The 14,479-nt window shown below is 67.6% G+C and carries 13 protein-coding genes; all 13 read right to left on the reverse strand.

Features of this window, described 5'->3' with window-relative positions:
- Positions 1–15: 15 nt before the first annotated feature.
- Positions 16–900: a hypothetical protein gene (locus tag ACIO3P_RS10970; protein WP_401848936.1), complete on the reverse strand. Its 885-nt coding sequence runs from the start codon at positions 898–900 to the stop codon at positions 16–18.
- Positions 888–3,011 (reverse strand): hypothetical protein, encoded by a 2,124-nt coding sequence (locus ACIO3P_RS10975; protein ID WP_401848938.1) that lies wholly within the window; start codon positions 3,009–3,011, stop codon positions 888–890. The genes ACIO3P_RS10970 and ACIO3P_RS10975 overlap by 13 nt, the downstream gene beginning before the upstream one ends.
- Positions 3,012–3,016: 5 nt before the next feature.
- Positions 3,017–3,781: a hypothetical protein gene (locus ACIO3P_RS10980; RefSeq protein ID WP_401848940.1), complete on the reverse strand. Its 765-nt coding sequence runs from the start codon at positions 3,779–3,781 to the stop codon at positions 3,017–3,019.
- 121 nt (positions 3,782–3,902) lie between these two features.
- A complete protein-coding gene (locus ACIO3P_RS10985; protein ID WP_401848942.1) occupies positions 3,903–4,622 on the reverse strand; it encodes a Crp/Fnr family transcriptional regulator in 720 nt (239 codons plus the stop codon).
- Positions 4,623–5,488: 866 nt separating this feature from the next.
- Positions 5,489–6,667 carry a cytochrome P450 gene (locus ACIO3P_RS10990; protein ID WP_401848943.1) on the reverse strand — a complete coding sequence of 393 codons (1,179 nt, stop codon included), beginning with the start codon at positions 6,665–6,667 and terminating at the stop codon, positions 5,489–5,491.
- Positions 6,664–7,887 (reverse strand): MAB_1171c family putative transporter, encoded by a 1,224-nt coding sequence (locus ACIO3P_RS10995; protein WP_401848944.1) that lies wholly within the window; start codon positions 7,885–7,887, stop codon positions 6,664–6,666. The genes ACIO3P_RS10990 and ACIO3P_RS10995 overlap by 4 nt, the downstream gene beginning before the upstream one ends.
- A complete protein-coding gene (locus ACIO3P_RS11000; protein WP_329827532.1) occupies positions 7,884–8,411 on the reverse strand; it encodes a regulator component in 528 nt (175 codons plus the stop codon). The genes ACIO3P_RS10995 and ACIO3P_RS11000 overlap by 4 nt, the downstream gene beginning before the upstream one ends.
- A gap of 175 nt (positions 8,412–8,586) precedes the next feature.
- Positions 8,587–9,114, reverse strand: coding sequence for a Secondary metabolite protein (locus ACIO3P_RS11005; RefSeq protein WP_401848945.1), 528 nt, complete (start codon positions 9,112–9,114; stop codon positions 8,587–8,589).
- Positions 9,115–9,352: 238 nt separating this feature from the next.
- Positions 9,353–10,369 (reverse strand): hypothetical protein, encoded by a 1,017-nt coding sequence (locus ACIO3P_RS11010; RefSeq protein WP_401848947.1) that lies wholly within the window; start codon positions 10,367–10,369, stop codon positions 9,353–9,355.
- A gap of 22 nt (positions 10,370–10,391) precedes the next feature.
- Positions 10,392–11,723: a hypothetical protein gene (locus tag ACIO3P_RS11015; RefSeq protein ID WP_329827529.1), complete on the reverse strand. Its 1,332-nt coding sequence runs from the start codon at positions 11,721–11,723 to the stop codon at positions 10,392–10,394.
- Positions 11,720–12,076, reverse strand: a complete 357-nt coding sequence (locus tag ACIO3P_RS11020) for a hypothetical protein (RefSeq protein ID WP_329827528.1) — start codon at positions 12,074–12,076, stop codon at positions 11,720–11,722. The genes ACIO3P_RS11015 and ACIO3P_RS11020 overlap by 4 nt, the downstream gene beginning before the upstream one ends.
- Before the next feature lie 98 nt (positions 12,077–12,174).
- Positions 12,175–13,692, reverse strand: coding sequence for an oxygenase MpaB family protein (locus ACIO3P_RS11025; RefSeq protein ID WP_401848949.1), 1,518 nt, complete (start codon positions 13,690–13,692; stop codon positions 12,175–12,177).
- A complete protein-coding gene (gene uppS / locus ACIO3P_RS11030) occupies positions 13,689–14,468 on the reverse strand; it encodes a polyprenyl diphosphate synthase (protein WP_401848950.1) in 780 nt (259 codons plus the stop codon). The genes ACIO3P_RS11025 and uppS overlap by 4 nt, the downstream gene beginning before the upstream one ends.
- Between the last annotated feature and the right edge of the window lie 11 nt (positions 14,469–14,479).

The raw sequence follows: 14,479 nt of genomic DNA on the forward strand, positions 1-14,479 counted from the left end.
TCGCGCCGCGTTCCGTCAGCTCCTGTTCTGCTGAGGCAGCGGCTCGGCCGGTCCGCCCCCGGAAGCGGGGGAGCCCGGCAGCTCAAGACCGAACAACCGCATAGCGTGGCCGAGCTGCTTCTCGTTGGTGATGACGAAATCGAAGAGGTCCCGCTCCTGGTGCCCCTTTGCCTGCCGTTCCAGGATCTTCCCGAACTCGTCGAGCTGTTTCTGCCGCTGCTGGAACATGTCCCCGACCTCAGTGGCCGCTTGATCCGGCCTCTCGGCGAGCAACACCGCCCACGGTGTCAGCCAGGACAGCACGTCATCGTCCTGGCGCACACCGGCGAGCCCACCGGCGAGGAACGTGCGCCACTTCTCGGAGACCTGCCCCAGCAACTCCACCTGGAGCGCGGACTTCGCGTACCGGTGCTCGATGTCCTGAAGTTCCAAGGCGGCCTTACGCTGCCGCTCGAGCACCTCCGGCGAGGGCTGGAAATAGGCGACGGTACGGCAGCGCACGAGCCCGTTCTCGAAGCATTCGCCCTGTCGCAGGTCATCGTTGACAGCCAGCTCCGCCTCCTCAACCCGGAACGGCTCGTAGAGGCGGGCGATGTCGCGAACCCGGTCGAGGAGGTACTGCGGCATGGCCTCCTGGTGACTGTCGATGGCACGACCCAGCGTCTCCTGGTCCAAGCGCCCTTCGGCACACCACTCGCAGCGGATCTCGACCCGGAAGTCGAACCCACCGCCCCTGGAGGGCGTTTCGAACGAAACGGTGGAGTTGCGGTGCACCTTTTCTATCTCCGGCACATCGGCTGTCGTAGCCGCGAAGGGCAGAAACGGCTCAGACAGACCGCCGAACAGAGCTCGCAACCATGCCAGAGCACTGCGGCGCCGTGTCCTGATCACATCGACCACCTTTCCGTCACCAGAGATCCGATATGGGCTGCCGCTTGGCCGTCCGGCAGTTGATGCCCCCACAGCCGCAGGTAGAACAGGAACCGCTCACGCATGTCGGCGCCCTCGGCTCCCGGCTCGGGCAGCTCGGCGATGAACTCGGCCAGGAGTTCATCGAGCCCCGGCTCCTCGCCGGCCCGCTCCACCCACATCCGGATGGCGTTCCACCCGTACCCGCGGTGGTGTCGGGTGGGACTGAGCAAGACCTGCCGAGTGAGCCGCAGAAGGTCGGCACGTGGGCCCTGTTCGCCCAGGAAGGCCGTGACAGCTTGCGCTCCTCGAAATCTGCTGAGCCGAAGGAGGCACTTCGCGGCGTCATCCCGCAGCCAATGCCGGGAAGATGCGGACCAGTTCGCCAGTCGCTCCAGCACCTGGACCCGCGATCCGGCCGCATAGATCTCCCGCACGGCGTCCCCCACGCTCCACATCCCCGACTGGGCGATCTGTTCGAGACCGCTCAGTGCCTCGGTGGGGAACATCGCGCCGATCCGGGTTCCGTACGCAGCCTGTGCGCATTTCCGGAAGCTTCGCCGCTGGGACCAACGCCGCAGCAGCATCCGGACGCGGGAGGTCGGCAGCCCTTCGGTCACCGCTCGTTCCAGTGCCCACGCCGCCGCGAACTGCCGCCGGGGAGCATGCTCCTTGTCAGCGGCCCAACTCACGAGACGCTCTTCAAGTACGTAGTTCCAGTCGAAGGTGGCAAGGAGACCGACTGTCTGGGCGGCCGACACCCGGATCTCCTCCTCCCCTCCGACGACGAGGCTGTCCAGCCACTCCAGCAATGGGCCCCGTGCCCCGCTGTGGTCATGCCACAGCACCTCCATGACTGCCTCACCGAGCCCGTGGTGACTGACCCGAACCCGGCACTCGGGATGCCGGGCATCCACTCGGTGCCCGTTGCGGTCGATGAACTCCACATCGGCATCGCCCAGCCAGTCCTGCACGCTCTCCCGGAACAGCGGCATCTCGGGCACGGAGGACGGCGAGCGCACGCCGTGCAGCAGCTCGGCAAGCCGGTGGGACTCCCGGCTGACCCGGCTCAGCGTCGTCCCGTCGAGCACCACGCAGGCCAGCAGAAAGGCCCGGGACCACAAGGACACTTCCGTTTTCCTGGCGTCGTCACCCCCTGTCGCGGGGTGCGGCCCCAACAGCTTCGCCGCCTTGACCCGCAACTCGTCCCCGAGCCCCTGCGCAATCCGGTCGATGTCATCGCCGTCCCGCACACGCCGCGCCAGCCGACGGGCCAGAACGGCGATCTTCTGCATGGATCGGCGACCGCGCAAGTCCTCCCGGAGACGCTGGTGCTCTAAAAGTCTCTGGCAGCGCTCCGGCTGATCGGCGAGCAGGACCGTCAGGTGCCGCTCCAGCACCTCGAACCGCATGTCGACCGCGATCTCGTGCTCGACCACGTGCTCGTCCAGGCCCCGGACAGCAACCTGATCGTCGACGACGATCACCAACGGGGAGCGCCCGTAGGTCGTTTCCCGTAACCGGATGAGCACGTGCGCACTCAGCTCGTTGGCCCATTTCCTGCCATCGCTCTCGACGACATGCCCCCGGCCCGGTTGAAGTCCCCCGTCCTTCTTGACGAGCCGGCGCACGCCCGTGTCCGAGTCCAGTACGACGACACCGGTCTGCATCACCTTTCGCGCGGCGAGCAGTGCCGTGGCGTAACGTCCGGTACCGGGAGCGCCACGCAACACCGCGACACCGTGCTTGACCAGGTGCTTGACAAGACTTTCATGGCTGGCGGGCGCGACGTAGAACTCGCTCAGCTCATCCAGATAGTCCTCGGGGATCCGACCGTCGACGGGATCGACGTCCGGGACAGTGAAGTAGTTCTTGTACATCGTCGCGGCGGCGTCCCCACTGCCGAAGCCGACCGCTCTGCTCTTGATTCCCCCTTCGACAGAAACCGAGAACAGGCCCTGTTCACGCAACCGACGGATGTGGTCGGCTTGGTCGTCAGCCGTCTCCACGGACACGTCGTCCTGCCCGGTGGCAGACGGTTCCGTCGACGGCTTGTCAAGGGATTCGTTGACGGGATCGGTTATGCCCTCCATGGCAAGCACACCCGTCACCGCTGGTAGTTCTTGTTCATGGTCTTCGCCGCGTCTCCGCTGCCGAAGTGGAAGACGCCGCCCTTGTTCCGCTTCACCACATTGGTGGGTGCGGGGGACGGGTTCTGGTCCGGATCCGGGACGGAGATCAGCGGTTCCAGCTCCTCCGGGCCGTGTTCCGGTACGTGGATCCATCCGTAGCCGCTGAATTCCTTCTCCTGAACATGCACCTGGACGTACCGGGCCGGGTCCAGGCCCTCTCCTTCGCCTCGGAGCCTGACCACGTCCTGATAGAGCCGGTCGGAGACGATGACCGCGAGATCGGTCGAATGGATGGCCTTCAACACCCCTTTGAGCTGCTCCGCGTTGAGGTAGCGGGCCACAGAAACCGGCGCGGGCCCGCTGTGGCCGAGGGCGGCCGTACGTGCCACACCGAAGTCGATGGCCAGCTTGAGCCGCATCCGCTCCTTCTCGGCGCGGTTGGCATTGGACTCGCCGAGCCGAGTGGCCAGGTTCCGTACGAAGCCACCGAGCACCTCCGGCTCCGGAGTATCGAGCGGCAGCACGGCGAACTCCTGGTCACCCTGCGGCTGACGTTCCCACGCCGTACGGTCCAGACCGCTGAGCACCGCAGCTTCCTCCAGCACCCGGACCAGGTCGGCCTGGACCGTCTCCTGGTCCAGGGTGTCGCGGAAGCTGTACCTCTCCACGTCGGCGGCCATGCAGAGATGGCGGGTGATGATCTCCTGCGAGCGGGACCACGAATGCGACTGCGATGTCATCGGACCGGTTCTCCTGCCTGCCGTAGTTGATGTGCGCGTCAACTGTGCGGCCGGATACGGAGAACACCGCTCTAGGTCGTAGAAATACGGTTTTCGGTAGGAGAGGTGGGCGATACACGCGTTACGGGAGAGGTGGCCCCAGCCTGGCGATTTCCCGTAGTCGGGCCAGATCGAGTACCACGTTGCGCCGGTAGCCAGTCGTGATGAGGCCATCCCTGCGCAGCTCGGCGAGCGCCTTGTGGATCGTGACCTCTGCCGAACCGGTGAGTGCGGCCAGTTCCGGCTGAGTGAGGTCAACACCGATGGCTAACCCGCGGGGGACCGGATGTCCGTAAGAGACGGCCAGTTCCGCGATTACGCGGGCGAGCCGCACCTTGACGGGATAGCCTCCGAACTCCACCCGCCGCTGGTTCGCCCAGCGCAGCCGACGGACGACGATGCGGTTGACTGCCCGCGCAGCCTCGGGGTGGGAAGCGAGGAAGACATGCAAGTCGGATTCGCGAACGACGCTGGCGGCAATCTCCCCACAGGCAGTGACTGTGGCCGACCGCGGCGCGCCGTCGTCCATGGCAGCCATCTCGCCGATTATGTCCCCGCCCACCCGGATGGCGAGCAGCGCCTCGTGACCGTTGTCCAACTGGGCAGTGACCTTGACGAATCCGGAGCGCAGGAGCACCACATGGTTGGAGCGGTCGCCCTCACGGATCAGGACCTCCCCGGGCAGATAGCGGCAGCGGGTTCCGAGCCGCAGCAGACAAGTACGAATGGGGTCCGACAGCCCGCCCAGAAAGCTTCGGACGGGCCACTCCTGCTGACCTTGGGATTCGGACTCTGTTGTCAAGCTCCCACCTTCTCCGCCGCGACTGTGATCCGTGCCTGACTCAGGAGATCCTTTCGGTCTCAGAAGAGCAGTTGAGAGCGCTGTACGACAGAGGACGAACATCATGAGTTGATGCGCAGGGCGCACACCCAGGCGCACAACGCCTCGCTCAGTTCCTCGGCATGGGCCCGGCCGGTCCACCGCTGAACTGATGCCCGTCGAACCTTCGAGCCGGGCTTCCTACCGCCTCGGCCATGCCTCGTAAAGGCCCCAGTTCTGGACACGTTGACCGGCGTAACAGCATCGTTCGGTCGCCCGAGTTGCCCCGGCTCCACCCCAAGTCAGAACTATTCCGAACGTTCGTGGTCACTGACGAATTTCGACAGGCCCTCGCAGTCGAGAGCGAGGGGTCTTCGTCGCTCGGCTTGCGGCGGGCCACAGCCCCTCCTCGGCGAACACTTCGTCGAAGACCTGGCGTGCCCGCTCCTACTCGTGCGCGGAACCGTCCCTCCGGGAGGGAGAGGCTGACCCTGGTCGCCGGCCCTTCACCAACGCTGTACGGGATCTCACTCATGGGGCACGATCATCAAATAAGTAGGAATTCCGGCTAGCGGCAGCGCTCGCCGAATGAGGCGAACTCCAGGCCCGCCACCCAGTGGTCTCAGCTCTGGTCTTGTTGACCTACGTTCAATGGCGTCCGAACGTCACTGCACAGACCACTCCGCCGCTGTTCAGGACGCCCACGACCGTATCCGAACGCGCGAACGAACGCTCGGGAAGCGTGTTGGGGGCACCCCTCACGGGTGGAGCCCTTCGGCCGAAGGTGACGCGGCGCGCGCCACTGCCGGGTCACCCTCAGCCCAAGGGTTCGGTTCCGGCCCGCTCCCTCACACCAGGAGCGGCAAGGACACGAGGCCCCGCATCAGGCGGGTGTGCCGCCACTCCAACTCCTCCTCCGGCACCGCCAGTCGCGCGTCCGGGAAGCGGGAGAGGACTGCCCCCAGGGCGAGTTCGCCCTCCGCTCGGGCCAGGGGGGCGCCCACGCATCGGTGGATGCCGTGGCCGAAGGCGAGGTGGCCTGTGGCGTCGCGGTCGAGGTCGAGTTGGTCCGGGGCGGGGAAGCGGGTCGGGTCGCGGTCGGCTGCGCCGGGGGCGATGAGTACCGGGACGCCTGCCGGGATCTCCGTACCGCCGAGTGTGAGCGCTTCCGTGCTGTAGCGGAACGTGGCGATTCCTACCGGTGAGTCGAAGCGCAGCAGTTCGTCCAGGGAATCCCCGAGCAGCCGCGGATCGGACCTCAATCGCGCGAGGGACGAGGGGTGTTGGAGGAGCGCCAGGGCCGCGTTGCCGATGAAGTTGGTGGTGGTCTCGTGGCCGGCCACCAGCAGGAGTACGCCCAGCGAGACGAGTTCGTCCTCCGTCAGCCGGTCCTGGGCGTCGCGTACGGCGATGAGGTCGTCGAGGAGGCTCTCGCCGGGCGAGGCGCGTTTGGTGGCGACCAGGTCGGTCAGGTAGTCGGCGAGGGCGTGGGAGGCGGCGTCGATCCGTTGGGGGTCGCCGGCGGCGAACAGTTCGCTCGACCACGTACGGACGAGGGGGCGGTCCGATGCGGGTACCCCCAGCATTTCGCAGATGACGGTGACCGGCAGCGGGACCGCGAGGCTCGCGACGAGGTCCACCGGGCCGTGGTCGGGCCAGGCGTCGAGCAGTTCGTCGACCAGTGCGGCGATGTACGGGCGCATCCGCGCGACGGCCCCGGTGGTGAACGCCTTGGTCACCAGGGTCCGTAGCCGGGAGTGCTGCGGCGGGTCCGTGGCCAGCATGTTCCGGGAGACGGCGGGATGGAGTGCGCGCCGCGACGGCTTGTCCGCGAAGAAGCGTGCGGTGTTCTTCGACAGCCGGGGGTCGGTGAATGCCTCCCGGGCCTCCGCGTAGCCGGTGATCAGGTAGCTGTAGTGGCCTCCTGAACCGGTGGGCACCTTCTGTACGGGGGCGGTGCCGCGCAGCTTGGCGTAGGTCGGGTAGGGGTCTGCGAAGAACCGCGGGTCCCGCAACGGGTCGCTCACGCCGGTGATTCCATTTCTGAGGGCGCCGGTTCCTCGGCGACGGTACGTACGGTCTCGCTCCGCGCATAGGCGTGGGCGACCAGGAGCAGCCACTCGGTCTCGGCGCGGAGGTTGCCCGCCCGGGCCGCGGCACCGGGGGCGGGCGCCGCGGCTTCCGTCCGCGGTGCGCTCCCGGCCTTCTTGGCGTGTACGGCGGCTCGCAGGACCGCGGCCTCCACGGTCGCGTCCCCTTCCGGGCTGCCCGCGATGCCCAGTTCGGCGACGGCCCGTTCGGCGTGCTCCTGGACGCGCGGGGAACGGTGGGGCCGCAGGGCGAGGCCGCCGTCGTTGATCTCGATCACGCGGCGGTGCAGGAAGAAGGCGAAGTCGTCGGCCTTCTTCTCCTCGCCGAACTCGGCCTCCGCCAGGACGACTTCGGGTGCCGCGCCGGTGACGGCCTCCCACAGGGGGCCGAGCGCGGCGTGCGACCGCGACTCCCAGCGCCGGCGCAGGAACTGGCTGAACGGCCAGACGACCGCGGGGAGGGTGAGGCCCAGGGCCATGAGGAGTACGGCGAGGGCGGGCGCCGTCACACTGAACACGCAGCGGACGGGGGTGAAGGGCGTCGAGCAGCGGGCGCCGTCCGGGATGAGGCCCAGTCCGAGCCCGATGGACACCAGCGTGAACACCTTGTACGCGGCGTACAGCAGCGCGAAGACGCAGCCGGCGGCGGTGACGCGCAGCCCGATGCGCTGGCTCCTGCGCCGTGAGCGGTGGGACTGCTTCCAGGTCTGCGCGCAGAAGTCCTTCGCCGTGACACCCAGATAGGTGATGTAGATCAGCACGTAGAGCGCGTAGAGCTGGGGCGACCGGTCGTTCATCTGCTCGGCGGCGAACAGCACCGTCATGCCGGCGACGGAGCCCCCGAGGCACAGCAGACGGAGACGGACGCTCCGCCGGGCCTCCTCGGGCTCCAGATTGAGCTGGAGCATGAACACGAGGACGGCGGTCGCGGCGGCCAGCGTGAACGAGTTGCTGAGCAGGCGGCCGACGTGGGGAACGACGCTCTCGGCGGCGCTTTCCACGAACGGTATGTACGAGGCGAAGGCGAGGGCAAAGGACGCCAGCAGCGCGGCCATGGGCCAGGTGCCGGTGGGTCTGTGGCCGCCTCGCCCGCGTACCCAGTAGCCGGCGGCGAGGAGTAGCACGAGGGCGACGCCGGAGAACAACAGGTTGATCATGTGTGCCGATGGCCCTTCCTGGTGGGTTCGGCGAACAGGGCCTCCCAGCGCTCGGCGCCCTTCGCGGGCTCGCTGGGGGGAAGTTCACGTCCGCGGTACATGTGCTGTCGGATGACGGTGGCCATCATCTCGGCCTCGCGCTCGTCGTCCGTGGAGTAGCTCGTACGTCCGTTCATACGCCGGACGAGGGTGGGGTTGAAGCCGATGGCGCGGAAGGTGTCGGCGTCCAGCTCCAGACTGCCGGGGTGGTCACAGATGATGTGACTGACCTCGTGCGCGAGTATGTGGTTCTGGTGCAGGGCGGACGTTCCCTCCTCGTAGAAGAGGAGGTCGGCGTCGGAGGTCTCCAGGCGGATGCCACACGGTGCGTCGATCGCGCCGAGCGTGCTCAGCGGCCTGAGAACGATCGGACGGCCGCGCTGCTCCGCCACGGCGTCGCACAGATCGCGGGTGCTGAAGCGGTGGGGAAGCCGAAGGGCCGCTACGCGCTCCTCGCACGCCTCGCGAAGCCGCTCAAGGTCCATGGTCGGTCCTGACGTCGCCCGGGTCTGCCCTCCTGCGAACACACCCCTGCACGGAGGGGAGTGATCCGGGTGCCCCCGCGCCGAACCGATCGAAAGCTTAGGCGAATACTCATGCCCGGCCAAGGGATTCCCGTTCCCCTGGCGGGAGTTGACGACCGGATGCCGAAAGCGGCCGTCAGTCGTCCAAGTTCAGGTTGTCCGGGGCGGGTTCGCCCGGCAGCCCCTCCAGGATCCGCGCCTGCTCGATCACCGTCGCCACCATCTGAAGGGTCTCCGTACTCAGCCCGTTGGCGCGCAGGGCGACGGTACGGACGTTACGGTCCCGCATGGCCGCGAGGACGGCGATCTCCGCCCGGGTGCGGTGGGCGGCCTCCTCGTCGACGAAGTACCCGGCGGGCACACCGAAGAAGTCGGCGAGCGCCTTGATGGTGTACCTGGTGGGGTTCTTCTTGGCCCCGGTGCGCAGTTGCTGGATCGCACTCGCGGTCAGCCCCTTGCCCTGGTCCCCCGAAGCCTCCTGGATACCCGCGGCGACCTCGGCGTACGTGTAGGGCCCGCGGTTCTCCGGGTGGACCTCCTCGAACAGGTAGTCCAGAAGCTGTGCGAAGGTACGCGGCTCGTCGTCTGTCACGTCCGGTACGTCCTTGTCACGATCATCGCTGTGTCCACTCCGGTGCGTGAGGAGCAGGGAGTTCCCTGACATCTTCCCCACTGTAGTTGCCCATCCACCGCAACCAGGGTGTACGTTCATGGGGGAGCGGCTCACACCAGAGTGTTCACGCACTGGTCAGGCGTCTCCGCTCCTTGGGGTGTACGTGAACTCCCAGGCAGGGGCCGGGTTTCACGGGGGTGAGCCCGGCCACCTCGGGGTGCACACCGGAACCATGGGGGAACGCACCGGAACCAGAGGGTAGCTCCGGCCGTGATGTCCGGGCAGCGCCCTACGCCTGGGAATCGTCCGTCCGGCTCCTGTTGAACACCGTCAGATGCCCGTACGCGGTGCGCGTGACGACGTCGGACGCCGGCGGCCGGGCACCCCGGTCCGTGTCGACCGCGACACTGTCCGGGAAAGGCTCGGACGGCCAGGCGTGTTCGAGGATCAGCGTGTTCCAGGTGTCGCGGGAACTGCGTCCCGCACGGTCGAGAACGAAACCCTGGCAGTCATCGCGGAAGGGGTGCAGCGCTCGCACCAGTGCCGCCACCACCTGCTCGCGCTCCGGCTCCATCAGGCCGGCGAGGTCGTACACCACCGCCGTCGTGGCACCATCCAGCCGGCGGACCCGAACGACCGTATAGGTGTCCGAAGCGAACCACAGGTGGAGCGCGACCTCTCCGTCACCGGGGTCCGCCAGGAGCGCGGCCACGTCGGGCGCGTTCTCCACGGGCCGGGGGTGCTCACCGCCCACGTCGGTACGGGAGAGGACCATGTCGCCGGTAAGGCGATGACGCGTGTTCAGCCCGGCGGACTTCAGGGCTCCCAGCAGTCGGCCCCAGCTCTGCGCATTCAGATCCGACAGATACCAGGCGAAGAAACCTCCCGCGCCCCGCACACCGTTCCCGTCCGCACGAAAGGCGGACGGGCCGAAGACCTCCCGCACGATCTCTCCGGCACGCACGGACGAAACCGCGGGAACGGTGTAATACGAACCACGGACATCCGTCAGAAATTCTTCCGGCAGTTCCACATGGTAGCGATGAACATAATGCTGGAGTTCGACAGGCCACAGCCAGGTGCCATCGGTGACGAGCGATCCGGCGCCCGAAATCCATTCGTCAGAGGAAATTACATCGCGGTCCGCCCCCATGGTGCTGAAAATTTCGACACCTGACGACATGTACTCCAGAATCCGCGACTCATCGTACAGCGCATGGGGCCGAACGGCGTCACGAATGGACGGAGCCGAGGCATCAGGGTCCTGCGACTCGAACTCTCGATAGAACCCGATTCGCTTGATCATTGCGTCTCCGTTGTTCGTTCTGTCAGTTGGCCATCGGCAGGAACGTACGCCAATATCCATTGTTACCGATTTCGGGCGTCTGTTCCATGCCGAGCCCGGCAGACGTCCCCACCTTGTTGGTCGGCGCCATGACGGGCACCCCCAGGTCATTGGCCACGCTCTGGGCGAGCGGAAGCTCCACGGAGTTCGGCGCCGCGTAGCCGGAGTGACACGAGATCAGGCGGACCGGGCCACCACCGTAGTTCGGGTTGCTGCGGATGGCGTCCGAAATATGACTCGGGTGCACCTCGAAATCCATGAGGATCTTTCCCGAACTGTTCACCCGGCCAGGCAAAAACACACCCTGGTTCGTACCGTGAATAACGACATCATGCTTTCCGGGGACACGCGCGACGCGTTGCGTATTTCCCAACGTACGTTCGTCGTATCCGATGGTCGTGACCCGCTTTCCGAAGTAAACGGGATCTCCTGATATGAGTGCGTGATCGCCCGGCACCTTCGGCGGAACGGGAGTTTTCGAGTCCTCGCTCCGGAACAGATCCCAGGTGCGCCGCTTCCCCATGTCGTCAAGTACGAGGGGGCCTCGCCCGAGTCCCGCAAGATTCGGATTCGCGATTCCGATGGGGATGTCCTGCCCGTAAAGGTTACGGAATCCTCCCACCTCGCCCGCGACACGCCCCGCACCGGCCGCACCCCCGAAAGCGCCACCGAACGCGCCGCCGTAGATGCCTGCCTGTTCCACCGAGTCGAGGCTGAAGCCGTCCTGGAGGCCCGTAGCCATCCTCAGCGGCTGGGCGACCGCGAGGTCGATGGTGATGCCCTCGATCGCGCCGAAGGCGATGCCGGTCAGAGTGGTCGCGGTGATGGTGGCGACGGTGGTGGACACCGTGACGCCGAGCCCGGCGGCGACTTCGATGATGGTCGCGGTCGCGGCTGCGGAGGCCGCCGTGGACGCACCGAAGGTGAACACCGCGAGTCCCACGCCGGCGGCGATGACCGTGGCTCCGATGCCGATCTCGATCCATAATTGCTCAATGGCGTCGTCGACGGCGTCGGCGAATTCTTCGAGCGCCTTGGCCATGGCTCGGGCGGCCGCGGCCGTGTCGTCCAGCCACCCCACGCCTTCGCTCTTGTGGTAGCGGGACCAGAACAGCTCGAACGCATCGATCGCCTCCCCCTTGTTGTGGAGGATGATCGAACCGGCTTTGCCGTTCACCGGCCCGATGACATCGTCCACCGCTTCGGCGAAGGTCCGCCATGCCTTCGCAGCCGATCGCAATGTGCCGGAGTTCGCGTCCGGCCACCACATGCCGGCCTTCATCAGAAGGTCTTTGGCGATGTCCTCAGCGCTCACCGGGCGCCCTTGTCCCCGTCCGCGCCGGGCATCGCCACCTTGGTGAACATGCCTTCGATGAGTTCGTCGTTGTCCACGTGGCCGTCAGCCATGTCGACCATGGCAGCATGGATGCTCATCAGACCGAGCGTGAGAATGCCGACCCCTCGCTCGATCTCCTTACGCCTCGGCGTGTACGCGTCTCCGAACTTCGCGCCCTGCTCGTCATCCCCCCATGGGGAGCCCAGCGCGGCCAGCGACTCTTTGAGCGCCTTCGCCGCATTCCCGAGAGCCTCGCTCTGCTCCTGGAATGTCGGGGCTGCCCTCTTCAAGTCCTGGGTGGAGATGTCCAGGACCTTGCCCGTGTCGCCCATATCTTCCTTCCCCTGCCACCGTTCGGGAGGTCACGACGGTAGTCGATCACCCGCAGGGCGACAGGGCGACAGGTCGTACAGGGCAGACGTACGGCGGTCTACGCGTCCGCGAGCAGGGGGTCGTACGGGGTGGAGCGGCGGCGGCCCGACATGAAGGTGAGGAAGTCCTTCACGAAGGCGGTGCGGGTGTATCGCGGGTCGGCTTCGGGCATCGTGCGTCGGAAGGCGGTCCGGAACAGGGTTCGGTACTCGGCCTCGTCGATGAATCCGTTGCCGTCGGCGTCGGTGACGTCGAAGAGCACTTCGGCGACCCTGATCAGTGCGGGGCCGGCGAGGGAGGGGGTGGCCGCGGCGTATTCCTCCTTGCTGATGCGGCCGTCGCCGTCGGTGTCCAGGGCTGCCTGGAGTTCCCTCCACCACGCGGCGTACGCCTGGTAGAGCCTGGTCTCCTCCGGTTCCGCCAGGTCGAGGCGGGTCGACAACTCCCGGGCCATGGCGGCGAGATCGGGCCAGTCCAGGTATCCGTTGCCGGTCTGGTCCAGGACCTCGGTGAAGAAGGCGTCGGCGCTCCGCCGCGTCCCGGTGTCCTCGGCGGGAGCGTCGTGTACGGGGAACGGGGTGACCAGGCGGAACAGGGCGCCGGCCTGGTCCATCCGGCCGCGCAGGGCGGTGAGGGCGGCGGTTCGGGCGGCCTCCGTGTCCGTGGAGGAGAGGTGGAGCAGGCCGATGAGGTTCTCGGTCCTGATCCAGTGGTCGGGCAGGAACCGGGCCAGGCCCGCGGCCAGGTAGGCGCTGTGCATCAGCGTCCGGGCGCCGGGGACTTCGGGCAGGCCCGCGCGGCGCCGGAAGGGCTCGGGGAGGGACGCCACGGTGACGGCGCCGATGACCGGGCCCGCGAGCGCGCGGCCCGCCGCCCAGACCGTGGGCAGGCCGTCCAGCAGGGCCGGTGCCGGGAGGTGGTCGAAGAGCTGGTAGAGGATGACGCGCAGCGCCTCCGTGTTCTCCAGTTCCTCCTCGACCACATGGTCGTAGTACGGCCAGAACTCCTGGAGCGTGGGCGGCAGATGGCCTTCGCTGTCCCCCAACGCCGCCAGGAATGCCTGGAATTCGGCGTAGAGGCGTTCCATGGTGGCCGGGTCGAGCGGTTGGCCGCTCAGTCGGCACATGGTGACGGAGCTCTCGAAGAGCGTCGCGACCACCCAGGCGCGGAGCTCGGGGTCCATCGCGTCGTACGGCCGGTTCCGGGCGTCCGTACCGCTCATCCGCGCGTGCAGGCGGTTGAGGCGCGCCGCCTCCCGCTGCCGCTCGTCTTCGTCGGCGCCGAACATGCGCTGGAGGCTGAAGAGGGTGTTGCGCAGCCGGCGCCACGGGTGCGCCACGAACGTCGAGTTGTCGGTCAGGGCCGCGCCGATCCGCGGGTGGGCGGCCTCCAGCACCGTGGCCCTGACCACGGCCAGTGCCCAGCGCGGATCGTTGAAGAAGCGGTGGAACTGGGAGTCCGGGCCGAAGAGGGAGCCCGGCGGTGTGTCTGCCGTCGGTGGGGTGGGAGTGGAGGTGGGGGTGGGGGTGCTGTTGGCGTGGGGGGCTCCGGGGAGGCCGGTGCCTGGGTCCGTCACGGGTGAGGTTCTCCGTTCGTGTACGGCGTCACGCCGCCGAAGCGGCGATCGCGCTGCCGGTAGGCGTGCAGGCACTCCAGGAAGTGCGGTGCGCGGAAGTCGGGCCAGAGCACCTGCGGGAAGGTCCACTCGGCGTAGGCCACCTGCCAGAGCATGAAGTTGGAGATGCGCTGTTCACCGGAGGTCCGGATGACGAGGTCCACATCGGGCGTGTCGGGAAAGGGCAGATGGGCGGCGAAGCGCCGCTCGTCGACGGCGTCGGCCGGCACCCCGCTGCGGATGAGGGAGCGTGCCGCCTCGACGATGTCCCCGCGTCCGCCGTGGTCGAACGCCACGGTCAGCGTCATGCCCCGGTTCGTGCTCGTCAGCGTCATCAGGTCGGCGAAGTCCCTGGCCAGCGGTACGGGGATCCGCGGGTCCGCCACGCCCAGGAAGCGGCAGCGGATGCCGCGCGCGTGCAGCAGCGCGGCGTGTTTGCGTACGACGCGGCGCACCAGGCGCATGAGGAAGTCGACCTCGCTGCTGGGGCGTTGCCAGTTCTCGGTGGAGAACGCGTACAGGCTCAGCCACTCCACGCCCGCCGTCCGCGCCGCCTCGATGACGTCGATCACCGTGGTCTCGGCCGCCCGGTGGCCCGACGTACGCGGCAGGGACCGCCGCGCCGCCCACCGGCCGTTCCCGTCCATCACGCACGCGACGTGACGCGGAACCCCTCGGGGCTCCCCTGGGGCCTGCGACGGGTCGGCGGACGTGCCGTCGGCTCGGTCAGCCGTCATGGACGCTCCCC

The sequence above is a fragment of the Streptomyces sp. NPDC087310 genome, assembly GCF_044744405.1.
Lineage (GTDB): Bacteria > Actinomycetota > Actinomycetes > Streptomycetales > Streptomycetaceae > Streptomyces.

What these genes read in the sequence shown, in the direction of transcription:
- ACIO3P_RS11010 (WP_401848947.1), bottom strand. Translation starts at nt 10,369, where the DNA reads ATGATCAAGCGAATCGGGTTCTATCGAGAGTTCGAGTCGCAGGACCCT.
- uppS (WP_401848950.1), bottom strand. Translation starts at nt 14,468, where the DNA reads ATGACGGCTGACCGAGCCGACGGCACGTCCGCCGACCCGTCGCAGGCC.
- ACIO3P_RS10980 (WP_401848940.1), bottom strand. Translation starts at nt 3,781, where the DNA reads ATGACATCGCAGTCGCATTCGTGGTCCCGCTCGCAGGAGATCATCACC.
- ACIO3P_RS11005 (WP_401848945.1), bottom strand. Translation starts at nt 9,114, where the DNA reads ATGTCAGGGAACTCCCTGCTCCTCACGCACCGGAGTGGACACAGCGAT.
- ACIO3P_RS11000 (WP_329827532.1), bottom strand. Translation starts at nt 8,411, where the DNA reads ATGGACCTTGAGCGGCTTCGCGAGGCGTGCGAGGAGCGCGTAGCGGCC.
- ACIO3P_RS10995 (WP_401848944.1), bottom strand. Translation starts at nt 7,887, where the DNA reads ATGATCAACCTGTTGTTCTCCGGCGTCGCCCTCGTGCTACTCCTCGCC.
- ACIO3P_RS11020 (WP_329827528.1), bottom strand. Translation starts at nt 12,076, where the DNA reads ATGGGCGACACGGGCAAGGTCCTGGACATCTCCACCCAGGACTTGAAG.